At 36.6% G+C, this 25617-nt stretch carries 20 protein-coding genes and 1 riboswitch; of the genes, 1 reads left to right on the top strand and 19 read right to left on the bottom strand.

The features are described from left to right. Together Ami3637_RS01985 and Ami3637_RS01990 are read right to left on the bottom strand one after the other, a co-directional pair. Positions 1–1560 (bottom strand): sensor histidine kinase, encoded by a 1560-nt coding sequence (locus tag Ami3637_RS01985; RefSeq protein WP_162361105.1) that lies wholly within the window; start codon positions 1558–1560, stop codon positions 1–3. 177 nt (positions 1561–1737) lie between these two features. Then, complete coding sequence (locus tag Ami3637_RS01990) at positions 1738–2382, bottom strand: superoxide dismutase (protein ID WP_162361106.1); 645 nt, start codon at positions 2380–2382, stop codon at positions 1738–1740. A 256-nt stretch (positions 2383–2638) separates the two neighbouring features. Between Ami3637_RS01990 and Ami3637_RS01995 the strand changes: the two genes are divergently transcribed. After that, positions 2639–3262, top strand: coding sequence for a DUF4878 domain-containing protein (locus tag Ami3637_RS01995; protein ID WP_162361107.1), 624 nt, complete (start codon positions 2639–2641; stop codon positions 3260–3262). 77 nt (positions 3263–3339) lie between these two features. On the opposite strand, the gene Ami3637_RS02000 is transcribed toward Ami3637_RS01995, so the two are convergent. The 17 genes from Ami3637_RS02000 to Ami3637_RS02080 form a co-directional block, all read right to left on the bottom strand. Beyond that, on the bottom strand, positions 3340–3486 hold the full coding sequence (locus tag Ami3637_RS02000) for a hypothetical protein (protein ID WP_162361108.1): 147 nt from the start codon (positions 3484–3486) through the stop codon (positions 3340–3342). Positions 3487–3562: 76 nt separating this feature from the next. Continuing rightward, positions 3563–3874 (bottom strand): DUF2149 domain-containing protein, encoded by a 312-nt coding sequence (locus Ami3637_RS02005; RefSeq protein ID WP_243158075.1) that lies wholly within the window; start codon positions 3872–3874, stop codon positions 3563–3565. Continuing rightward, on the bottom strand, positions 3840–4400 hold the full coding sequence (locus Ami3637_RS02010; RefSeq protein ID WP_243158076.1) for a MotA/TolQ/ExbB proton channel family protein: 561 nt from the start codon (positions 4398–4400) through the stop codon (positions 3840–3842). Before Ami3637_RS02010 ends, Ami3637_RS02005 begins: the two co-directional genes overlap by 35 nt. A 195-nt stretch (positions 4401–4595) precedes the next feature. Continuing rightward, positions 4596–7328 carry an S-layer homology domain-containing protein gene (locus Ami3637_RS02015; protein ID WP_162361109.1) on the bottom strand — a complete coding sequence of 911 codons (2733 nt, stop codon included), beginning with the start codon at positions 7326–7328 and terminating at the stop codon, positions 4596–4598. A gap of 16 nt (positions 7329–7344) precedes the next feature. Beyond that, a complete protein-coding gene (locus tag Ami3637_RS02020) occupies positions 7345–7533 on the bottom strand; it encodes a hypothetical protein (RefSeq protein WP_162361110.1) in 189 nt (62 codons plus the stop codon). Continuing rightward, a complete protein-coding gene (locus Ami3637_RS02025) occupies positions 7482–8747 on the bottom strand; it encodes a hypothetical protein (protein ID WP_162360749.1) in 1266 nt (421 codons plus the stop codon). The genes Ami3637_RS02020 and Ami3637_RS02025 overlap by 52 nt, the downstream gene beginning before the upstream one ends. Then, positions 8726–16537 (bottom strand): InlB B-repeat-containing protein, encoded by a 7812-nt coding sequence (locus Ami3637_RS02030; RefSeq protein ID WP_162361111.1) that lies wholly within the window; start codon positions 16535–16537, stop codon positions 8726–8728. Before Ami3637_RS02030 ends, Ami3637_RS02025 begins: the two co-directional genes overlap by 22 nt. A gap of 111 nt (positions 16538–16648) precedes the next feature. Further along, positions 16649–16807: a DUF2292 domain-containing protein gene (locus tag Ami3637_RS02035; protein ID WP_162361112.1), complete on the bottom strand. Its 159-nt coding sequence runs from the start codon at positions 16805–16807 to the stop codon at positions 16649–16651. Between the two features lie 202 nt (positions 16808–17009). Next, positions 17010–17233, bottom strand: a riboswitch (cobalamin riboswitch). A gap of 123 nt (positions 17234–17356) precedes the next feature. Beyond that, entirely contained in the window at positions 17357–18463 is a 1107-nt protein-coding gene (locus Ami3637_RS02040) for a Tad domain-containing protein (RefSeq protein ID WP_162361113.1), read from the bottom strand. A 6-nt stretch (positions 18464–18469) separates the two neighbouring features. After that, positions 18470–19507, bottom strand: a complete 1038-nt coding sequence (locus Ami3637_RS02045; RefSeq protein WP_162361114.1) for a coiled-coil domain-containing protein — start codon at positions 19505–19507, stop codon at positions 18470–18472. 17 nt (positions 19508–19524) lie between these two features. Further along, positions 19525–19860: a DUF192 domain-containing protein gene (locus Ami3637_RS02050; RefSeq protein ID WP_162361115.1), complete on the bottom strand. Its 336-nt coding sequence runs from the start codon at positions 19858–19860 to the stop codon at positions 19525–19527. A gap of 9 nt (positions 19861–19869) precedes the next feature. After that, positions 19870–20814 carry a type II secretion system F family protein gene (locus Ami3637_RS02055; RefSeq protein ID WP_162361116.1) on the bottom strand — a complete coding sequence of 315 codons (945 nt, stop codon included), beginning with the start codon at positions 20812–20814 and terminating at the stop codon, positions 19870–19872. A 10-nt stretch (positions 20815–20824) separates the two neighbouring features. Further along, entirely contained in the window at positions 20825–21772 is a 948-nt protein-coding gene (locus tag Ami3637_RS02060; protein WP_162361117.1) for a type II secretion system F family protein, read from the bottom strand. Positions 21773–21781: 9 nt separating this feature from the next. Beyond that, a complete protein-coding gene (locus Ami3637_RS02065) occupies positions 21782–23143 on the bottom strand; it encodes a CpaF family protein (protein ID WP_162361118.1) in 1362 nt (453 codons plus the stop codon). A gap of 14 nt (positions 23144–23157) precedes the next feature. Then, on the bottom strand, positions 23158–24393 hold the full coding sequence (locus Ami3637_RS02070; RefSeq protein WP_162361119.1) for an AAA family ATPase: 1236 nt from the start codon (positions 24391–24393) through the stop codon (positions 23158–23160). A 32-nt stretch (positions 24394–24425) separates the two neighbouring features. Continuing rightward, positions 24426–25100, bottom strand: coding sequence for a Flp pilus assembly protein CpaB (gene cpaB / locus Ami3637_RS02075; protein ID WP_162361120.1), 675 nt, complete (start codon positions 25098–25100; stop codon positions 24426–24428). A gap of 25 nt (positions 25101–25125) precedes the next feature. Further along, positions 25126–25509 carry a TadE family protein gene (locus tag Ami3637_RS02080; protein ID WP_202931077.1) on the bottom strand — a complete coding sequence of 128 codons (384 nt, stop codon included), beginning with the start codon at positions 25507–25509 and terminating at the stop codon, positions 25126–25128. Positions 25510–25617 lie beyond the last annotated feature (108 nt).

Raw genomic sequence — 25617 nt, forward strand, 5'->3', positions numbered from 1 at the left:
CTAGCCCGTGCCTTCAATGCTGCTATTTCTCTGCGTATCTAACCGGGCAAACGATATAAACAGTAAGTTTATCTCTTCTGCTTTAATCCCTATTCCTGTATCCTCTACTTCTACAATCAATTCTATATTTTCTTTATCAATTTTATTCCATTTAATACGTAGAGTAACAGAACCACGCAAAGTATATTTCACTGCGTTGGTTAAAAGATTCCCAACTATCTGGGTGATTCTTCTTTCATCTCCATTTAATCTATGGGGAATATCCTGTGCAATATCCAGCTTTAAAGAAAGTCCTTTTTCTTCAGCCTTCTGAGCAATCATATTAACTAAATCACTAAGCATAGAACTTAACTCATAATCAATAGGGGCAATTTCCATTTTTCCTGACTCTATTTTGGAAAAATCCAGAATATCATTCACCAGTGAAAGCAGCATTTTCCCTGCATTCTGTATATTTACTGCATATTTAGCAATATTTTCGTTGGCCGTCTCCCTTAGAATCAGTTCGTCCATCCCCAGCATTGCATTAATAGGTGTTCGTATTTCGTGAGACATATTTGCCAGGAAATCCGATTTTGCCTGGGATGCAGATTCCGCCAGGCTGACAGGTTTAAGAAGTGCTTTCACTACTACAGATATACTTATGGCACTGATACAAAAACACAGCACAGCCATTATCAGTGCAAATTCAATTAACAGATTTTTAACATCCTTTGCCCATACACTCTCTGCAATAGCAATTCCCACATGCCATCCACAACATTCTACATTGCTGATAAAAAAAGCCCGTTTCTTTCCGTCATAGTCATTAATCCATAATAATTCTTTTGACTTTGTCCCTTTTTCAATCTGTCTGATTAATGGCTTATAAGGGTTTCCCTTCAAATCCTGTAAAGCAACAGGCGCATTGTTTACATATCCATATTTCTCGCTTGGATGTACTACCAGCCCATTATTGCTATCCAGTAAGAAGCCATAGGAATCTTCAGGTACTTCCATGGCATTTATAGTATGTATCATCTGGTCCACAAAAATATCAATGGCAAGAACACCCTCCAGCTTACCGTCAATAATAATTTCTCTTGAAATAGTTATAATCTGCCTTCCGGTATCTGTATCTTTATATGCTGTCTGAACAGATAACTTATGTGTACTGGTTGGAACTGTATACCATTTTCTCTTTGTATAGTCCATACTTCCATCTGGTACAAAGTCTGTGGCACATACCATATAACTGTCTGGATATTGAAAGAATAAATCATAAACAGTATTATTCATATTTGAGTTTTTTAGAATCTGATTAAAATACGAGTGTAAATAATTTCTGTCCAGGTTCTTAACTAAAATCATTGATTCCGCAACTGTATTTAAAAAAACTGCTTTTTCCCATATCCAATTATTAATCTGATTAGCATAATCAGAGGCCAAAATCGAAGCATTTTCAGTACTTTTAGCCTTTAGTTCACTTGAGGCCGCAGAATACCCAATAAATGAAGTTAAAGTTATGCAAATTAAACAGATTGAACAGATGATAATTATAAACTTCTTTTGTACACTCATACGAAACCTCTTGATGTTTTTAACATTAGTACAATTTGCCAAACATATTTTTTTTATTATACCATTAAATTACATCCAGAAATATACTTTATTATTTTTATTTAATACTTTTTTATAAAAAAGTCTGCATCAGAATTTAAGACATTTGCCATAAATTATTTTGATACAGACTTACAATTATACAAATAAAGATTTACATTTAAAATAGTTTTGTAATATCTTGTTCCAGTCTACCACATTAAACCAGTCCTCAATATAATCAGCTCTTTTATTATAATGCTTTAAATAATAAGCGTGTTCCCAAACATCTATATTTAAGATGGGGCATAGATTTAACGGAAACGGAGTATCCTGATTTGCTGTAGTAATAATCTGCAAATCTTGATTTTGGTTTAAGACCAGCCATGCATAGCCAGATCCGAATACAGATAATGCTGCATTTTTAAATCTGCTTTTAAATTCCTCAAAACTGCCAAACTGGCTGTTTATATCTAAAGCCAAATGGGCAGTTGGTTCTTTATCGTTTAAACGATTTAACTGACTAAAATAAAATTCATGGTTAAAAACTCCCCCTGCATTGTTTAATATGGGTACCCGTATACATTCAGGAAATAAATCTGCATTACAAATAAGCTGGACTAAAGTCAAGTCCTGCAATTCCGGGCAATCTTCAAGAATTTTATTTAAATTATCAATATACGTCTGTAAGTGCCTGTCATGATGCAGTTCCATAGTCTTTGCATCAATGTAAGGTTCCAATGCATCATATGGATACGGCAAAGGAGCATTCTCAAATTTGTAGTGCTGGGTTTGCTGATTCATTATCTCACCTCCCTTTCACCAAAGGTATTCTAAATTGATAGATTCATAAAAATCTTGTGACACAATTTTTCTCTTTTAAAAACTTATTATTGCTATAAGATAAATATACCTAAACCCTTTCCTATTATTTGTCAGAAATTTTTTTATTTTTATTTCAGTAAAATTTGTTTGTCTTATCTATATACATAATTTTCCTTATATGGTATCCTTTAAGAGTGTGACTATACAAGTAATTCATTTAAACTAGGAGGAAACCATGAAAAAAATTTTATCTTTATTATTAGTATTCGTTATGTGCTTATCACTGTTTTCTTGTGCCAGCACTCCAGCTCCTACAAAAGTTGCTGATACATATTTATCCGCAATAAAAACCAATAATACGGAACAGCTTTCCAAGGTTTATGCGGGAGATGCTTCTGACCTGAACTTTAAAGAAGAATATGGGGAAATGTCAGATGAAGTAAGCGAAGACTTTTTAAAATCTTTCGCAGAAAAACTTACTTCATTTGAATATAAAATTTCAAATGAAGCAATTAAGGATGATAAGGCTACAGTGGATGTAGCTATAAAAACCTATGACTTAGGGAAAGCCTTTACATCTGCGATCACTGAATATATGCAGGATGGATTTGGACTAGCCCTTTCCGGAGGTTCTGAAGAAGAACTGAATAAAATGATGCAGGATAAGTTTACCACTGCCCTTGACAATGCTACCTTTGACTATGAAAGCACTGTAAAATTGCACCTTTCAAAAACAGATAAAGGATGGGTTGTAGATAAAATTGGCCATAACTCAGAATTTGCAAATGCACTAACCGGCGGAATTGCTGACGCCAGTAAAGAATTAACCGATGCATTTCAAGACGAAGAAACTGAATAATCACACTTACGAAAAAGCCGCCCTGGTTTAAGGAGCGGCTTTTTTTGTGTTAATAAAAGTTACACTAATTGAAAGGACTAAAATCTGTTTTTATCATCATCTACTTTTTCTTTCATTTCATGTACCTTTTCTTCAGTCTTATCTAAAATATCTTCTCCCATTTCTCTGAGAGACTCTGAAGTAACTTTTCCTAAATCTTTTAATTTTACGTCACCTAAGTTCATTTTTATCACCTCAAGAGTATTATGAGCAACTCCAAAGAAAATATGTATTCTTTATGATTTTTGCCCAGAAAGTGATTTATTTTTTAACAATATACATTTTCCCCGTTTTGGGATCCTCATAAACAAAACCCTTTGAATTATAATCTTCAGACAATGTACCATTTTCTATAGCTTGATCTAAATTTTTCACCTGCATCAAATCTTCTTTTGTGATGATATCCGAAACTTTGGAAAGATCTACATTCCAGTTAAGAACCAGTGATACCATCAATCCGCATGAAAATACCAGCATGATATCTACCAGATTTGCTACCCCGTCCAAAGGATTAATTTCCTCTTTTTTTGAGCGTAAACTACGCCTGCTCCCGAGTCCACTGTTTCTGATCATCGTTAGTTACCTCCTCTAAAACACATTCCATAACTGCCTCAAAACTGATCATATAATCATCGTACCAACGTTTACGGATATTTGAAATAACAAAACAGACAGCAGCAGTAATAACCCCTACAATAGTACTGTCAAAGGCTGAAGCAAAAGACATGGACAAGGTCTGTATGTCTCCTTTTCCTAAAGCCATAACGCCAGGGCCCAGTGGGATTAAAGTTCCAAGCAGTCCGAACATTGGTCCCAGCTTAGAGACCAGATCTGTAATAGCTGTTGCTTTTTCATATCTTCCTTCTTCTGTTGCCAGAAGCCTCTGAGCCATTGCAGTCAATGAGGCCCTGGACATATCTCCGGACTCTGTCAACATAAATAAGGCTTCCTTTTGCCTTTTTATTAGAACACTGTTTTCTATTATGTCTCTAAGGTTTACAGCTCCATCTGCATGGATTTTCCTGATTAGCCCTGGAACATTTTCCCGGGCTTCAGTCTCTCCATGAAAAATTCCACTATTAGATTGCCAATCTCCCATATAGTAGCTATGATTAAAATAATTAATACAATTGAGCAAGGTATTATAAGTTTCTGTCCTACAATATGCAGGATATAGCCTAGTGATAGTTCCATTTTATAAAATCAATCCTTTTCTAATAATTTATTTTTTCTATTATGCATAGAGCTTTATTATATCATTACTGATATTCTCCGTATTCTGAATGTTTTAAGGTTACAAACTGTTCTCAATAGTTCGTGCTACTGCCTCTGCTGCTTGTCCTCTGGTGACATTGCCCTTTACGCTTATCACACCACTTGCGGTCTTGTTCTTTTGTTTTTCAATATTAAGCATGTAATTATCCAGCATTACCTTCATTTCTTTACCACTAACAAAAGCCCCAGGATGAAATTCATTTTTGTCAAGGGTAATAATTCCCTCGTGGACTGCCCATTTTTCTGCCTGATAATACCAAGGTTCACCAGTCTGCTGGAAAAAAGTTTCTCCTGAAAGATTGGCTAGCATTTGCACGAATTCTGCTCTGGTAATGAATTTATCCGGATAATACTTCTGTTCTTTATTTTCTTTTATTACATTTCGCTGTAATAACCAGTTGATATATCTTTGTTGAGAGCTTTTACCAGTGTCCGAAAATGAAGATTTAGAAGTTGCAAATACATAATTGCTGGTCTTATTGTCCATAATGGTAAATGCATTTCCCTGATCATTCCATTTTCCAAACACTACCGGTTTTTTTTCAGGATTAGTTATATATAAATTATTGCCGATGTCACATAACATGGTATCCTTTGTACTTTTACCACTAAAAGGAATATTCATGGTCATTGGATAAATAAAATCTGAAACCTCTGTCCCTCCTATTTTGGCATGGGTACTATAAATAACTTTATCTCCCGCTTCGCTTTTTTGTACTGACAAAGTAAGATTATCTCTTATCTGCTTTTCAGTACCTACAGATTCCAAAGCTTTTACAGCATTATCAATTTCACTCTGACTACTATCAATTTTTTTTAGTACTTCTACTGCCTGATCATATTTGCTTTTATTATCAGATAAGGCAAGTACAGCTTGCCTGCAGGATAAGTTATTGATTGCTGCGATTTTTTGGATTAGTGCATCTTTATTTCCCAGTTCCTTTAGGTTCTTTTGTCCCCATTTTTCATCTCCGGCTCCAATATCCGAGCCATATCCATAGAGAGAGAACTGCCAGCGGACCACATCTCCATCTGACAATTCATAATCTGAAGAACCTTTGGATGGGAATGTATTGTTTACACAATACATCCATCCGCTCCATTTCGAGTAATCGAACTCTCCTAAATAGTTTTTGTCATTTCTGCTTGTCAGACTATTTCCGACAGCCTGCTTTATATAATCCGGAATATTTATGTTACTTTCAGTATCACCAATAGCGGAAACATAAAACTGGCTTTTTATGGAACCTGTATTTTTATAAGGAATGGATTTTTTCTCTAAAACCTTCAGCAGCGCATCTGCTGCAGAAGAGCCTTTGGGAACCGTTATCTCATAGGGCTCCAGTATAAAGCCCTGTCCCAGTGAAAATTTCTCCAAATCCATAAATACCTTAATATCTGGCTGCAACTCCTCATTCTCATTATTTTTTGACACTGTTGCAACTTTTGGCTCTTTTGCTAATTTTTCTTTAATATTTTTGTCTACAAGATAATAAATCTGTGGTTCACAGTTTCCTTCCTGCAAAATCACTCTGATGATGCCCTTTTTAGGCAGGGAAGTAAAATTAACTGCAGAAGTATAATTTTCATTAATATAGACATTTGTCCTGGAATCAGTTTCTACTGCAATGCGCATTTTGGAAGACATGTCTACATCATATACGTTTTTATCCTCCTGTAGCAGGATTTTACTGTCATTCACCGTTATTGCTTTTGGGGCTTTAGTTTTATGTATTACTTCTTTATCTGATTTAGTTCCTATCACAGCATTAATTTCTGGTGACTTTTCTCCTAATGAACCTGCATCCTTAAAAACTGCATTCTGAACTTTCACGTAACTGATTTTATCAAGTTTTACAGGCAATCCATTCTCATCAACAGCCCAGGAAATATCAATAGGGTCTCCCTGAGGATCTTTATACTGATTTTCCCTGTATGGATTTGACTGCACTACATCGAATTTATCAGTAAAGATGTTTATGTGTGTGTCCCCATATCCAAAAGCCCAACTTCCTACTTTGGAATCATCGTAATCTAAGAAGATGCCTTTCACTGTGTTTTTCTGATTATTTTGAACAGCAGGGCTAGTAGTATAAGGTGAACTGGTAACCGTGCTCACCGGCTTTGGACTTGTAACTCCCTGATTATTTGTATAATTGGAAATATTCTTCCCCGTATTATAATAGGTCATCTCATAGTCCCAAATGGTTGAGTCTTTATAATGGTCGCTACCAGCGATAGCATACCATTTTTCTCCGTCCTGAGAAACCCAAACCTGCGCCGGCTCAGCAAATGCCATAGAGTTTCTGCCATCATTATTATAAGCGCTTGAATTGCCATAAACAATGAAGTCTATCCCGTAGGGGTTTTTATCGCTATTGTCAATAGCATCGTCAAAATGATAGGTAACATATCCGCCGAAGTTTCCCAATGATGCACCATTTTGCCAGGACTCTCCTATCTTTCCCTGATACTGAGTACCTGTACAGCTTCCCAGCAGGGAAAGAGGCCCCAGATAACTCAGTGTTTTATCAAAGTTTCCACCACTGAATTGTCCTGGTGCCAACCAGTATCCTGACACTGCATCAGGTAAATGATAGCCTCCTTTATCGGTTTTGGTCTGTGTAGTTTCTGCTGACTTATCACCGGTTTGCGCATAACAGAATGCCGTTGACGACAAGGAGCTTGAAATTATAAAACAAAGGAGTAAAACCCATATAAAAAGTATTCTAGGATTATATTTTTTTATCACTTTTCTTTCCTTCTTTCTATTGCTTTTTTATATGATAGAATCTTCTCATTGCGCCCATGGCGAAGATTGCACCTATTGCAATCCAGACGATGGCCATGGCAACAGGATTCTCCTTAGCAACCTTCTTTATGATTTCAAAAGCTTTTATTGGCGTTATTTTCTTTGTATCGCCATTGCCTCCTCCTTCATGTCCGCCTTTTTCCAATCCCCTGAATTTTTATTTTCCAAGCTATCCTCACTGGTCTTTTTTGCCTCGTTGCCTACAAGCACCTGAGATTGAGGCACTTCTTCATGACTGATACTTGCATACACATCTTCAGCATTTGTGGCCTCTTTTCTTCCTTCATTGGATCTGCCCCCAGAAGTAGTTCCTGCTGCAGTCCCTTTTCCATCACCTAATCCATCTACTGTACCTTGTGTTCCGGAGCCTTTTCCTATTCCATTTCCAGTTCCAGTTCCATCTCCAGTGCCTGTACCAGTTCCATTACCATCTCCGTTACCGTTACCTGTACCGTTTCCATTGCCATTTCCGGATCCGCCGCCGCTGTGATGTTTTCCTGGATTATTATCGGAAGGCTTAGGTTCAGGTTTAGGCTCTGGCTCTATAGGCTTTTCGTCCGTTTTAAAGGTAGCCGTAACTACATCATTTCCTGTGGATTTAAAGGTTTTAGAAACCGTAATATCCTCTGTTCCTCCCTTAGCATATGTAACTATAATGGATTCTAAAGTATTTTCTGTGGTCTTACCAGGCTCCTTACTGCCTTCTACTTTTGCTGGAACAGCGTTTACCGTAATAGTAGTTCCAACTGGATTGTACACTGCTTTGTCTTCACGCTTTCCATCTGACAGAGTTATAGTTCCACTGCCTTTTACTTTTCCTTCACTAATATAAATAGAAGGTTTTCCGAAAACAGGATATTTGTCGCCAGTGGTCCAGATATTGCTATGACTGCCCTGACCACCATCCAATAAGTAAGCAACCTCACCGTTTTCAAAAGCCTCTGCTGGCTTTAATTTGAAAGCCTCTTCAGCGTTGAAGGAAGAATCATAATTCTTACCAATGCCTCCGATGCCTTTTAAACTTTCATCTGATGACTTATAATAATTATTCTTTAAAATATAACAATTAAAAACTGCCTTATAATAGCCTGCAATTCCACCTATATAGCTACCATTAGATGAAATAGAAGCTCCATTCCAATAGCAATTTTTTATGGTAGGTAATAACCTGTCACTTGCTAATGAATCCTTTTTCTCACACCCAATTATTCCACCTACATAATTTCCTCCACTTATCACAGCGGTACTGTAACAATTTTCTACTGCAACACCTATAGGTGTAGAAGATACGGTATAACCTGCTCCGACGATACCACCTACATAATCGCCAGTACCAGTTACTGTCCCCCTGAATAGCATTCACGTACTTCGCAGGGCCTCATAGCTGCATATTTTGTGCCAACGAGTCCTCCTACAAAGTTCCTCCCATATACATCTGCTTCGCTTACACATTGCTTTATCTCACAGCTAGCACTTCCTGCAAGACCTCCGATATTATCCTGATCTTTTGTATAACCTACAGTAACTCCTTTTTCCACTACACAATTTTGAATAAACACTTCTGAATCAGGTTCATTCCCCATACCATTTCCTACAAATCCAGACCCTTTTAATTTAGTTCCAGCCTTTATAGTACAATTATCTATTCTAACTTGATTCGTATAAGAATCAATAAGCCCACTACTTTCAATCTGCTTCCCGAATATATCTAGATTTGTAACCTCTGCTGATGTAACATCTCCAAATATTGCCGTCCCTCCGGGAGCAATTGTAAGGGTATGTCCATTTCCATCAAAATGAGCAGAAAAAGTTCGGTAAGGATCACTACCTGATTTACGTTCTATACCAATGGGAACCCAGTCCTTTGGCAGTGTAATATCTTTTACCAGTTTAAAATACAAATCTGTGAAACGATTTTGTGCATCATTTACACAATCACGAAGTTCAAGAAGTTGATCCAAGTCCTCTATTTCCATTGGATTCTCTTCTGTTCCTCCTATGATAGCCGGCTTATCACCGTCCCAGTGTGCATAGAGTGTCTTATTTGATGTGACTGCATCCACAAAGTTCCATTTGTTTCCTGTATTTGGATCACTGTACCAGCCACGGAAATTTAAATCTTTGGTTTTTTTACCATCTTCAATAGTTATTTTCTTTGTAACCGTATATCCTTGCTCCGAAGGAGACTTTAATACTGTATTCTTTGGAATTATTACTCTATACAGCTCAGTATCTTTACCTTTTTTGCTTAATTTCCCTCCGTTTGCATCAAAAGTAATCTGCACACATCCATTGGGTACCCATCCAGCATAAATTGTTATATCATCTGCCACTTTATTGCTAAAGTTATATGGAATAAAACAGTCGTCCTTGTCTGTGTACCAACCTGCAAATTCATAACCGTTTCTTACTGGATTTACTACTGGGACCGTTGCTGCCGTATTTGGTGCAACTTTAATGAAAGATTTTGTCTGATCTTGCCAGTTACCTTCATTTGGATCGAGAGTTACTTTATAATAAAGATCCCATTTAGCATAAAGTGTTAAATCTGACTGTAAGGCACTTGAGAAATTATATAAAGTTTTGCCCTCTTTCTCTAAATACCATCCTTTAAATTCTCTTGCCCCCCAAATTGGATTCTCTGGTTTAGTAATACGTTTATATGCATCTACCCCATTTATTACTTTGGTTTTTTCAGTACTATTCCATGTTCCTCCATTAGCATCAAAAGTGATATTGAATTTTTGTCCAGCTTTTTGTGTGGAATCTATGAAATCAGTATTTATAACAACACCTATATCAGGCATTGTAAATTCAACAATACATATATGATTTTCATCTTCTGACAATTTAGTTTCAATATTTTCTCCCAGGATACTTTTAATAGTATATTTCCCCATAACATATCCACTCTTTGGTGTTATTGTAATGCTTACTTTTTTTTCTGCTTCTAAGTATTTTTTACTATCTGTGCAATCCGAAAAAGCAACCTTTCCATTTGTTTGATTAATGGAAGAAATATCTACCTTATGCAGAAGAGTTCCTGTTCCACTTGCAAATACTGGATAGTTTTTTCCGCTTGACCATACGCCACGGTTTCTTACAGTATCTTCCCTAGTATTAAGTGTATAAATAGTATCGTCTTTTTTGAAATTATCTGCGCTTATCTTTTGTGCTTTTAAATCTGAAGAAGGCACAACAAGCCCTTTTTCATTTTTTATTATTGTTTCATCAAGATAGTAACATCCTAATATATTACTATTATTTCCACCAACTATAGCTCCTATATTAGTGCCGGCTCCTCTTACGTTACCACCATAGTTAAAACAACTTTCTACATTACTTGTAGCCGTATCAGCTTTACTACCTGCTATTCCACCGGTATTGCCTGCCCCATTAACATCACCTAAACTATAACAATCTACTACAGAACTATTTGCCTCAATAAATCCGGTAATTCCACCAGTATTCATTGCTGTGCTGTAGATACTTCCCTCATTCCAACAATGATGAATATTCGCACCATAATTAGCACCTATGCATCCAAACACACCACCGGTTCCACCATTGCTTGTATCTAAAGAATTATTTACTATTTTTCCTTTATTATAGCAGTAAGTAACAGTAGTAGTTTTAGTATCCGCCGGTGAGCCTAAATCACCTGTGATACCTCCAACCTTATAGGCACCATTTCCTGTTTGTGTAATATCACCAGTATTAAAACAGTTTTTCATTTCTACCAGATTTGAATCGATTCCTCCGGCTATACCACCTAAATACTGATTATTACCATATACCTTACCTGTGTTAGTACAGTTTCTGATTGTTACATAGCTGCAGGGATTACCAAATAAACCACCTGTGTAAATTCCATTACCTGTTATAGTACCTGAATTTAAACAATTTTCTGCATTTACATAATTATTAAAAAGCCCTACAATTCCTCCAACATAAGCTTTATCTCCATTCCCTCCACTAATTTCTCCGCTATTTGAGCAGTCTTTTATATTTCCATTTTGGGCTATATTTCCTACTATGCCTCCTATATAGTTTACTCTTCCTATTATGATTCCTGCATTGGTACAATTTAAAATTGTACTTTTTTCACCCAAGTACCCGACGATACCACCTACACTTTCACCACCTGACACTTTTCCATCTACCTTAAGGTTTTCAATAGTTGCGGTACCAGCATATCCAAATAAGCCTTTGTTATCATCTAAACTGTCTATTTTATAATTGCTTACACAATAACCACCGCCATCAAATATACCATTAAATGGAGTCTGCTTTGTTCCTATTTCAATCCAGTCCTGACCTATAACATCGATATCTGAATGAAGCTTTATTGTTTTCCCACTAAAATCTTTAGGCGCAATTGATTTATTCTCCTTATCTTTTGCAAGACCGTTTACTAATAAAGCAAGTCCTCTCAGTTGGCCTTCTGTTCCAATTATATATTCTTTTGCCATTGCATCCTGTGTATACCAAGCTATATCCGGTCCTACAGAAGGAGCAAACCGATATAATATATTTAAATCTGATTGCGGATTACTAACACTGTAAATATCTCCTTCAGATTTCACTGTATTCTGTGGGTAAAATAGTGGTGCAAATACTGCATCATTTGAGGAAACTGACAGTTTCACACTCTCACTGCTTAATAAATACGTATACGATTCTCCCTTTTCTCCAGTATACACTTTATATGGTGCTCCCTGATCGGGATCTGCAATTTTTACTGAATTGCCTTCCTGAACTTCTTTTGGCGCTACACTTATACGATATACAGTATTTGTACCAAATTCTGGATAATTCTGACCCAGCTGCCATACTTTATTGTGAATTCCGTCTACTGTATCTAATAAGTAAGACATCTCCTTTTCCGTAAACTGCTGCTCCGTCATAAAATGACCAGCAGCACCTGCTATTTCCGCATCTGCAAGATAATAACTGTTCTTAACTTCTACAGCAGTTCCTGCAACAGCTATATGCTGATCTTTATTATAACAAAAACAACTTTTAACAATATTAGCTGAGCCGACCACGCCACCCTTGTGATCTTCTTTGCCAGCAATAGTTCCAAGGCAGTAGCTATCAGATACTGAGGATGTATTAACGCCTGCTATACCTCCCACAAATCCATCTACTGAATTTACATTTACACTTTTATCACATATACATTTAGATATACTTGATGCAGAATTACCGACTATACCTCCTACATTTTGCTGGCCGGCTATTGTACTATTTCCCGTTAAACTGCAATTTATTACTTCTGTACTTTGTGCATCCCCTACAATTCCGCCAACATTATTTTTACCTTTTACATTACCTTCTACTTTTAAGTCTTGTATTGTTCCCTCTGAAGTACATCCGAATAATCCTTGATTGTCCAAAACACTGTTAATACTTACGCCAGATATAGTATAATTGTTTCCATAAAAGTTACCCTTAAATGGTTTATTTGAAGTCCCTATGGGTTCATAGCCCTGAAGTTCTTTATATTGTGATAAAGTACTCAAATCTATATTATCTTCCAAATTTATTGTTTTCTGGGAAAAGTTTAAAGGGGCATAGCCTTCAATCTTACCATTTACCAGAGCCATTAACCCCCATAAATCAGTTACTGTTTTTATTGTATATTCGTCAGCATCCGGATTGTCTGTATACCACTTTATACTAGCCTCTATTCCTGTTGCCTTGTCCAGTTCAGCTTTAATTCCGCACTGATAAGTCAAATCATTCTCTAGTTTTACAACATAACTTCCATTTTCACCAGTAAGCGTTGGGGTAAACTTAAAATCCAAAAAAGGAGTTGCTGTTATTTTTATTTGACCCTTGGTAACATAGATACTGCTAATATTATTATTAGTAAAAACCTGTTCTTTTGGAATTATTACATTGTCCTTTGAATATGAAAGGTTCACTGTTTTAGAGGAATAATTCGCTATCTTTAACCTATAAATATTGTTTTCACCAAATTCAGGTCCATTAATTCCCTGTTTCCAAACTCCAACATTATTGGAGTTTTCTCCACTGGTATTAAGCTGGTAAACTACATAAGCACAGTATTGAGATTTTAACTGTGTATCAGTTAAAACCGTCCCATTTTTACCGTTCATGCCTGTCACTTTTCCAAGGGAGTAACAATTAACAATCTTAGGTGAATCTTTATCTGAAGACCCCGAAATATCCCCTACATTCTTAGACTCTTGTTTTATACTTGTGACTATGACATCACCATTACTGTAACAATCTGTTGCACTGCCAGATCCTACGATACCTCCTGCATAGCAATCTGTAGCGCTTGTTATTTGTCCTTTATTATAGCATCCCTGAACCGTTGCCTTAGTACCCCCTGCTATTCCTCCTGTCCGTAACCCACCTTTTATGGCGGCATCATTTTCACAATATTTTATATCAGCTGAAGATTCCGCCTTTCCGGCAATTCCACCTGTATACTTAGAATCGATGGGATTACCATCCTTATCTATCGTCAATTTTCCTGTAATCATTGCTTTGTTGGCGCATTTGGTAATTTGACTATTTCTTCCACCCCCAAATATTCCGCCTGTACCATTATTTCCTGTTATTTCTCCACTATTTTCGCAGGAAGCAATTGTTGTCTGGTTAACATAACCAACTATGCCACCTATATTAGTATCACCCTTCACCGCTTCTTGGTTTTTACAGTTTGTGATTTCTGTGCTCCAATTTGCATTACCAGCTATTCCCCCAATTTTATCACTTCCTGTAATCTGGGCCTTATTTACACAAGCATCGATTTTGGTGCTGGACACACTACCAACCACACCACCTACACTATTACTCCCCGTAAGTACTCCTTCGTTGCTACACTTTTTAATTATTGAGTCAGAGGAAGTGGAACCTGCTATGCCCCCAATACATCCACCACCCGTGATTTGTACTTTATTTACACAATTCTCAATCGTTGAACCACTTGCATTACCTATTATGCCTCCAACTTTGCTATTTGAATTATTTCCTGAACTGTCAATAGTACCTTCAACAATTAGATTCTTAATCACTGCTGAATCAGTATCGCCAAATAAGCCTTTATCTGTTAATTCTTTGTCTGAAACTTTAATTACTGCATTGCTGATATATAGTCCTTTAATCGTATGGTTCTGTCCATCAAATGTACCGCTGAAACAGTGATTCCATGTATCATATCCCATTGGTGTCCAATCTATATTTTGAAGATCTATATCTTTATTTAATGTAATTGTTTTTCCATCAAAACTAACTGGCGGAATAACCTCTCCCTTGCTGTCTTTTGCTACACCGTTTACCAGTTTGGCTAATCCTGTTAACTGTTTAGCATTTTCTAAAGTATAAGTAGCTGCATCTTTGTTTTCTACATACCATTTAATTTCATTTTCAGCAAGTTCACTTGGCAGTTCTCCATATCCAGCCTCTATATAAATGTTTTTATCTAATGTTACCTTATATGTTTCTCCGCTTTTTGCTAAAACATTATCTGGCCTGAAATGAAATCCCTCTTTATGCTCCTTTTCCGTAATCTGTATAGACAGCTCGCATGCAGGAGCATAAACTGTTTCAATTCCGTTGTCTTTGAAAACACCAGAATCAGAAATTTTTTCTCCATCTTTAAAATAAGTTATTGTTATATTATCTGCTGAATTATTATATAAACTAAACTTGTATAATGCTTCACTCCCAAATACAGGTAACTCTGCTCCCTGCGCCCATCTATTAGTACTTTCAGCCGTATCCCCACTAGTATTAAGCTGATATGCTATATACCCGTATTTTAACTGGGCTTCTGTACATTGTTCCTTAGAATAACAGTTGGTCACTGCTCCTTCTGGTGAAACTCCGGATACATGATCTCCTGTACCAGTAAAGCTTCCTAAAGACAAACTGTTTTTTACTTTCCCTTTTCCATTTATACCTCCAACGTAATTTACTCCACTGATGTTTCCTTTATTTAAACAATCCTGTGCAAGTCCATAATTAAGACCTGCAACTCCCCCGATAAAGTTTTTATTGCCTGAAACATCTTTATTATTAATGCATAAAGTGGTATAACCCGTCGCGCATCCAGCAATACCTCCCACATAGCTTCCTCCATCGGAAATCACTACGTTACTGGTACATCTGGTAATATCAGTACAGTTTGCATACCCAATGATTCCCCCTATATAATCACCGCTGCATTTTATACTTCCACTCACCGCCAAATCTTTTACTTCACCATTTAGCGTATATCCAAATAATCCCTGATAACTGTCGCTGGTAACGATATTTAAACCATCTAATGTATGATTTTTCCCATCAAAGGTTCCCGAAAATGGTGTTTTTTCTGTTCCGGCAGGCTTCCATCCCAGAGATAGGGTTATATCTTTTTCCAAACGTACTGTATCTTCGTCAAAATCCACAGAAACCGCTTCTCCTGTGGTATTTTTAAATTTACCATTTACTAAATCAGAGAATCTGTTAAGTTCCTCCGTTGTACTGATTGTAAAAGTACTTCCTTTTTCATATAGCTTGTTTACATCATAATCACTAATAGAAAAAGTTCCTGCACTCTCCATTAAAGTCATCATAAGTGGCTCTATGGCTGCTGTTGTTGTAGCATCTGTTACAGCACTGTCAGTGGTCACCTCAGTTTTACTATCTGTAACTGCACTTCCAGTAGTTTCGCCAGTTTTTGTGCTATCCGTTACAGCACTATCGGTAGTTTGACCTGTTTTCGTATCATCCGTGGTCTTACTATCAGTTGTTTCTCCTGTTTTCGTATCACCCGTAGCTGCACTATCGGTAGTTCCACCTGTTTTGGTATCACCCGTGGTTGTACTGTCAGGGTTTCCTCCCGATTTCGTATCACCCGTGGTTGTACTGTCAGTTGTTCCTTCTGTTTTCGTATCACCCGTGGTTATACTGTCAGTGGTTTTTCCTGCTTCCGTACCACCTGTAGCGGCACCATCCGTTATAGTGCCATCGCTGTTTTCTTTTGCTGTCGCCTGACTTTCGGAAACTGAGTTTCCTGTAGCCTGACTAACCGAATTCAACTCATCTCCTGCATAAGCAATCGCTGTAAACTGCGATATAATCATAGTCATGCAGAGAATTGCGCATAAAAAATTCTTTCTTTTTGTCAATTCAGTCTCTCCTCTCTAAAAACTTCAATAATAATAAATAAAAAAGGTCCTTTACTATAGTTTTTTACTATAATAAAGAACCTCCAGTTTTCTGGTCAGCTCTAACCATAATTACAATTTTATACTTCTCCTGACTTCTTCCAGCCGTATAGGCTTCCCATCGTTGATTATGACTTTTATCTCTCCAAAACCGATTTGATGAATAATCTTCAGCAGTTTTTGTTCCTGCTCATTTGGAATAACATTTTTCTTTTCTGCCTCTACTGACATTTCTTTTTCCTCCTGCATTTACTAACATTAGATTATTTCTCATCAATCCCACTTTTATGTTTATCCCTTATATACAGCAGTTACTGCTACATATTTTTTCTGATTAAATTCACATAAAAAAAGCTGTAGCATTATTGCTACAGCCCGTATTTCTGTATAATTTTAATCATTTGTATTACAAGAATTGCCGAATACCCGTCGGATTCTGTCTTCATTTTAAGCAGGTATTCTGGCTTACGCATTATCATCCTTACCAAGCCTTCCCAAGAAATTACTCAGTGGCTCACCCATTTATCTTTGTATGACAGGCAGGACTCCTCGTTTACAGCGGCGGGACCGCGCAGGACTTGAACCTGCTTCCCTCTTAGCTATCCGCCAAAATCCCCTTAGATTCCAGCGAACAGAACATAAAATGATCTATTAAATTTCACCACAATCATGTTATCATTGATTTTCCTCTACGTCAACACCCTGAAGAAATTTTATGTAAAATAACAGTTTAAGTTGTCGAAAAATGTTTTTACTGAACTAACTGATATAAATTCGTTTCTATTCCACCAATCTGGTTATTGTAAAAGGGACACTCTGGGCGGCCTGGGAACTGTATGTTAGATTTATCCCTCCATCACAGGTCACCAAATCTCCAACAATAGACCCATAAAAAATACCACTGTTACCATTTAGTCTTACTGTGCCTTTCGGGGCATAAAGAATTCCTGTCACATCACCACTGCCACCATTAAATGTGATATTTCCGTTCATTGAGTAAAAGCATACCGAATCTGACGCATTCATGCTTACGTTACTACCGTTAAATGTCATATCTCCAGTTGCTAATATACTTCCATTAGAATGAATCCCACTACCGTTTATAGTGAGATTTCCATTAATAAACACCGTAGAATAGACGGAAAGCATGGCATTTAGCTGCTCAGCTGACATGGTATACTGATTACTGCTAGCTTTAAAGGATGCACCAAAAACATTGATTAAAGTACTTTGATTAACCGTAGTTGCCAGAGTTAAAACATCAGAAAAATCAGGCATAGAGACATACGGAGAATTTTCTATTTTCCCTGATGAAGCATTAACCTTGGCATCAATAGTATTTACAGCAGTAACAACTCCAGTTACCGTGGCAGCATTTTTTATGCTATTATTAGAGTGAACATTGCCATCAATTATGTTCTGTCCTTTAAACTGCAATAAATCCATTTCACTACCAGAGAATAGTGCATACTTAAAAGGTCCAAAAACACTGCTGCACTCCGCTGCTGCACTTACAGACACTTTTGTATTATCTTCTCTTTTGAATATTTTTGCAAAAGTATATTCAACCGGATGGCTGGCAGTTATTCTTATCCTCTTATTTGAATTCACAAATTCTATTTGGTCAATTTCCTCTTCATCAAATCCATTTTCCTCAAAATACATAATCGACTTTTGTTTTGCCGCTACAATACTGTCTGGCAATTCCTGTGCCCCTGCAAGGCAGGCAGCATCTACTGCGCTCTGAAGCTGCTGCTTTTCTAGTGCAACTCTTCCCACATCAATTACTATTGCTGTAAAGGCCATCAGTACAGTAATAAATAATGCCACCATAATGGTAACTGAACCTTGTTCTTCTCTGTACCCACAATACTTAAAAACATTCATGAGCCATCACACTTCCATTTCATGCTCTTCAGTTTTTTTGATATCATTGGACTTACTTAGCGCTTTCAGCTTTATTTCCAACATAGCAAGATTTGAATTTGCCTCACTAAGTTTTTGTTCTACAATAATTTTTTCCATTGTAATATCAGATTTTTCATTAATAAACTGTACTATCTTTTTAGTATTCTCCTGCAATTCTTTTTCCATCAAATTGTTGGCATTTAATATCTTTTCGTTTTGTGTTTCAAGCTTTTCCACTGTTTTATTCAGGCTTTCTATGATTTGTTTTTGTAATTTAGTTTCAGCCGTTAAATCCGCTAAAGATTGCTCTTTTATGGCTGCCTGTGAATTTAAAGCAGACATCACTTCCGTCTGCATCATCAGCTGATTGGTCAAATTCTTTACATGGGCAGTTAATTCTGCAGTCTGGCCGTCAGATTGCACCGTTTTTAGATATTTAAGTTCTTCTGTTTTGTCTTCTATATTAATGGTCAGCTCTACCAGCTTATCTCTTATTTTTTGGGATTCTTGTTTTTCTGCAATAAGCATTTCTTTGGAAGCTTTTATTTCCTGACAATAATCCTCGTTCAGTTCGGTCAAGTCATTCATAGAAACCTTCAATCGCCTGATTTCATTCTCCAGTGAGATTTTGTCAAAATTGTGTTTCTTGTTTTCTTCCTCCAAAGCTATACATTTATTTTTCATAACAAGGACATCCTGCATGGTCATTTCTGAGTCTTCCTGTTGTACACATGACATAGATTCACAAAGATTTTTATACTCCAGCTCAATTTTATTTATTTGATGTTTAAGGGATTCATTGACATTATTAAGTTCCTCTTTTTCATTATATATCGTCTGTAAATTCTCATAAAAAGTATCTGCCATTGTCTGCTGCTGCTTACGTATAATGCTTAGATATTCCAAAACCGACTGTTTGGTATATCCGCCCATTCTTGTCTTTAAATATTGATTCATATCAATTTCTTCGGTTTTTAAACGTAATGTTTCAACCATACTTAGTCCATTCAACCTATCTGCCATGACAAATCACTTCCTCCTTATTTTTCTATCCTAAAAAGAATAGTGTCTCCAGCCTTTATATTAAATGCTGTGCCTTCTTTCAGCTCCAGAATATGCCTTGTTTTTTTGATATATTTTCCTATACTCCATGGTCTCAGTGTTTCAATTCCCAATACTTTAAAATTCTTTGAAAGATAAATTACGTCAATGGACATTCTCATAAAAAAGCAATGTATGGATGGAGAATTTAAAAGAAGCAATCCTTCCCCATGTCCAAGGCTTTTTTTACCCATAAGACCCAGAAAACGCTCTATAAAATTATCTGCAATACATACTTTATCTGCCAAAATAATGTTATTACAATATACAACCATAAATACACCTCACCCAAATTGCTGGAAAACCTTTAAAACAGCTGGCCCCATTAGAATAATAAATATAACAGGAAAGATAAATAAAACCATAGGGAGTAAAATTTTGATAGAAATTTTTTGTGCCCGCTCCTCAATTTTATTTCGTCTGTTCTGCCGCATTCCCGCAGCCTGAGCCCGAAGAACATTTTTAATGGATATTCCAAGCTCCCCTGCCTGTACAATTGCTCCAGTAAAAGTCCTGACTTCCCCAATTTCACACCGTTCTCCTAAAAATAAGAGAGCATCACGTCTTGATCTGCCCATGGACATTTCTCTATACGTCACAGCCAGTTCATCAATAAAGGTTCCCTCCATATTTTCAATTACATGAAAGATTGCCTGTTCAAATCCCAGCCCTGCTTCTACATTCACACTAATAAGATCTAAAACTTCAGGTAACTGCTGTTCCATAGCTTTATGCCTTTTACTTATCCTTGTAGCAAGATGAAACCTTATGGCTGCATACCCCACATAAATACCAACCGCTGCTGAAAGTAAACAATGTAAGGTATTTTGCCTGAGCAGTAAAGCTATTGCAATGAATGCCAATGAAATCCCTAAAATAACCATAATACGTATCATTTGATATTCATGTAGTTCCAACTTTAACCCAGCCCGATAAATGTTTTTTTTCAGTTTGTCATTTTTTAGATTTTTGAATAAAAGCTCTGAAGTCGAATATTTACCTATAGATTTCTTTATATTTACTATTATTGGCCGGAAAACCAGCTTCATAATTCGCTTGGAAAAAGGCAGACAGAGTTCTTCATCATGAACATAATCTCTTTGGAATCCACTGTTTATGTTCTGAAGACGTCTTTTAATCGCATTATTTTGTTCTTCATAGGGTTTTAAAACAATTATAATGCCGCAATAGATAAAAGTTCCTAATAAAACAGCAATCAAATACACCATATCATCTTCCTCAATACTCAATGTCTACAATTTTATTAATAATGACAAAACCAATCAGTTCCATTAATATAGAAACACCTATCATGATTTTCCCAATAGACGTTTCAAAGAATGACAGAAAGTATTGGGGATTTAAAATCATAAGAAGAATTATAATAAAAATTGGTAGCAATCCAATTACTATTCCTGACATCCTCCCCTGTGCAGTCAATACACGCACTTCCTGTTTAATGCGTATTCTGTCCTTAATGGTATCTGAAATTGTGTCCAGAATTTCAGATAAGTTTCCTCCCACCTGCTCTGAGGTTATTACTGCAGACACCAGTAAACCCAGATCATTATTTTGTACACGATTCACCATATGGTGCAATGCATCATTTTTATTTACACCAAAGCGCATTTCTCGCAGAGTCTTTGTGAATTCAACAGATATGGGAGGCTGCATATCATTTGCGATACTTTCCATGGATTGCTGAAATGTGAAACCTGATTTTATACAATTGCTCATAACTACCAGTGACTCTCCCAGCTGCTTATTAAATTCTGTTTGACGCTTTCTCCTGGATTTGTGTATGAACAATGGAGGAATGATAAAACCCACAATTGCAAAGCCGGCGGCGGTAACTATGCTCAGGCCAGAAAGTGAAATAATTAAAATGGGCAGGTAGGTCATAATAATCCAGATGTAAATAAACTCTGACGCCCTTAGTTTAATTCCCGACATAGCCAAATAATCACTAAATTCTTTACTGGCAATTTTAAAGTTTCTATCTTTTTTCTTCTTGTACTTTTCAATTTTTTCTTTATAAAACTGATCTTGTATACGGGAAATGGCATCCTTATTCAGATATTTATTTAATCGATTTTCAATAAATTCTCTTCCAGAATTTTTTTTTATTAAAAGAATAATAAAATAAGTGAGAATAGCTGCAAAAAAAGCAATAAAGTAAGTTAGCATAATTTCACCTCATTTCTTAAACCAGTCGTCTCTCACAAGCACTCCATTTGATACCAATTTCTCTAAGAAAGTGGGACGTATTCCCATTGAAACAAAATTACCTGTGATTTTTCCTTCTGAATCCAATCCCTGCTGTCTGAATACAAATAAATCCTGAAGAGTAATCGTATCTCCTTCCATTCCCACTACCTGAGTGATATTTATCACCTTACGGGAACCATCTTTCATTCTCGCCTGTTGAACTATTACATCAAGAGCTGAAGCGATCTGTTCCCTGATTGCTTTAACTGGTAGCTCCATCCCAGACATAAGTACCATGGTTTCAAGCCTTGACATAAGATCCCTGGGAGAGTTGGCATGTGCTGTGGTCAGAGATCCATCATGCCCTGTGTTCATAGCCTGCAGCATATCCAGAGTCTCACCGGAACGTACTTCGCCGACTATAATACGGTCAGGCCTCATACGCAACGAATTTCTTACCAATTCTCTGATAGTAATCTGACCTGCACCCTCCAGATTTGCAGGACGGCTTTCCATGGTGACTACATGATTCTGTCTTAGCTGAAGCTCTGCAGCATCTTCTATGGTAACAATTCTTTCTGTATCCGGAATATATCCAGATAAAACATTGAGTAAAGTTGTTTTTCCACTGCCTGTACCACCAGAAACAATAACATTTAATTTACCTTTCACACATGCTTCTAAAAAGGACATCATCATAGGAGATACAGATGATTTTTTTATTAAATCACTCACACTTAAAGGATTTTTGGAAAACTTTCGTATGGTTAAACTTGGACCATTCAGTACAATGGGAGGAATAACAGCATTTACTCTTGATCCGTCTGCAAGCCTTGCATCAACCATAGGGCTTGTTTCATCAATCCGTCTTCCTACAGAAGAAACAATACGGTTGATAACATTTAGTAAATGTTGATTATCTTTAAAAACAGTAGTACTTAATTCCAGCTTTCCTCTACGCTCTATGTACACGTTATACGGCCCATTGACCATTATTTCACTGATTTCTTCATCTTCCAGAAGGGGCTCTAAAGGGCCTAACCCCACAACGTTATTATAAATCTCCTTTTGAATTCGCAAGCGGTCTGACCGGGATATTCCAGATACACTTACATCAATTAATCCTTCTATTGACTTTAATAGATATTCCTCCTGATTTTCTGTAATATCATTACCCCTTGCGGCTTCATTATTGATTAATTCAATAATTTCCGTATGCACTTTTTCTTTTAAGTCAGAATAATCATCTACAAATGTTACATTTCCTTTGTTTAAACTGTTCACCTTTTCTGTAACAGCCTCCGTATGCTGCTTCATTTTCTGTTTTTCCAGTTTTTCCAGCAAACTCATAGGATTCCTTCTTTCTAAACCATTTTATTTTTTCTTTTGAACAACTTAAAATGCTTTTCTCCATCCCCTATAGCTTTTATCTTTTTATTTGAAATGGTTTCAATATCAAAATTATCTGAACCAGATAATAATGCATCTGCCACAATAGAAATTGATTGACTGAGCATACTACCAGGTGAGCTTATAACAAAAGGAACTCCACGATTTAATGCTGTAACCGCAACCATGTAATCGCTTGGGATTTTAGCCCATATAGGGCAACCTATTATGCTCTGAACATCTGCCACAGTAATGGAGCTTATGTCGACAGCCCGATTAACAATCAGCCTTACTTTATCCTTCTGCTGAAGAGAATCCATAAGGGAAAGGCTGAGTTTTGAGTTTTTCAGAATGGATATATCCAATCCTGTAACAAAAAGAATAGTGGATGAGGATTCAATGGCTGTAATTGTCACATCAGTAAAAGACGGTGGTGTATCAATAATCACATAATCATAATAATTGCGTAGCACACTTAACAGACTCTGTACCTTTTCTGCAGAAACCAGTTCAGCATATTCCGGGCTTTTTGGTGCACACAAAACATGAACACCACTGGAATGTACTGTCATATAACTCCTGACCGCATCAATGTTTGGGGTAAATACTTGTTGTACAAATTCTGCTATTGTATCTGCAGGTTCTATATCAAGAAATATATGAATATCTCCAAACTGTAAATCAAGATCAACCAGGGCAACTTTTTTACGTTTTTCTGCCAGTTTTACTGCAAGATTCGTAGCAATTGTAGTTTTCCCAAGGCCTCCTTTGGCTCCAAATACAGTCACCACTCTTGACATCCATGCGATATTTTCTTTTTCATTAAGAGAATTGATACGTATGGATTCATTATGGTAAACTGATTTAATATATTCTGCAAATTCTTTAGAAGAGGCTGGAAAATCTGTGACATTATGAGCACCTGCTCTAATTGCTTTCTGTAAGATTTCTAAATCCATGTGTTCCACCAGCAAAATAACATGGGTCCTTGGTCTATGAAAAATTATACGCTCTGTCAGGCTTAATACGTCCGTATCTCCAGCACTAAGAAACATAATAACCATATCAGGAGATACATTTTCAATTTTATTCAATGCCGGAGTCCCTCCTGATGATTCTCCAAGAATTACAATTTCCTCATCATCTATCATACTCTTTATCTCAGCCAGCTTTTTTTCCAGCTTGCTGATAACCATAACATTAATCTTCACTACTTATTCTCCTTTACCTTATATGGAAATTACTACTGTTTTATTGGCAAATTTATCAGTTTCCCATCTAATGGGGACCTTACTACAACACATAGATGACCTGTAAATTCATAATAGCCCAGATCCAACACCTGTTCTGGAGAGACCTGAAGTGTAATGGTTGAATAGGCTGCATTTTTTTCACTGGCTTTATCTTTGTTGGATAAAGCAGAATCTACTGCCAGTACTTTCACATTCTGGGCAATAAGCTTAGTAAATGCGGTTTCCTGCTGATTATACTGAGCAAGAATATCTACATGATTACCTGGTTCAATCATATATCCCACCCCGGAGACCCCGTCCACTGCAATGGTCATAGCACGCATTCCAGGCTTTAAAATATAACTTAAGCTTGCTCCAGCTGTGTCACCAGCTGTCACAATCTTGGAGGCCAAAATTTGTTCACCAGTCATAATTTCAGAATTGGCAACTTTACCAATCACCAATGATGTATCAGAAATTGCGTCGGACAAGATTGCTTCCCTGGGTAATTGAGAAACTTTTACCATAGAGTCAGTAATTGGTGTATCAGCAGGAATATCCTGTATGGCTACAACAATGCCTGCCCGATCTGTTTCGTTATGATTGCTAAGGGTATTAAAAAAAATAAAAACCAGAACTCCAGTTAATATTGCTGTTATTAATGCCAGTAATTTTGTCTTCTTCAATATTTCACCCCTCTATACAGTTTGTTCATTCTATTCTCATGGTACATTGCGAAGTAAGATTAATATAACCGCCCCCATCATCTAAGAATTTAAAAAAAGGCGTAAGTAATTGTACTCTTATGGTAAGTACCACTTTTATTTCTTCTTCTTTTGGAATTGTAATCTGTTCATTAAAATTGCTTGAATTTTTTTGTATTATAGTTTTGACTTGCTCTTCAACAGCAGATGCTCCGTCATCCTTATAATGAACGGCAGCGTATCTGGCTGCTTCGCGGCAGGTATTATTTGCAAGAATCTGATGTGAAAAGAGATACCCAAATTCACAAATACCACAGAGAAGTAATAATAGTAGAGGTAAAACCAGTGCAAATTCCACCATGGCCTGCCCCTTTTCCTTTTTAATGCGCAACCCCTTTCACCACCTCTCTGTTTATCCTTTAATTCTGATTCCATTTAAAATGTTTAAATGGCAGGACCCGTGCATATGGGTAATTCCTGCCATTATATTACAATTTAT

The organism is Aminipila terrae (assembly GCF_010120715.1).
Taxonomy (GTDB): Bacteria; Bacillota; Clostridia; order Peptostreptococcales; family Anaerovoracaceae; genus Aminipila; species Aminipila terrae.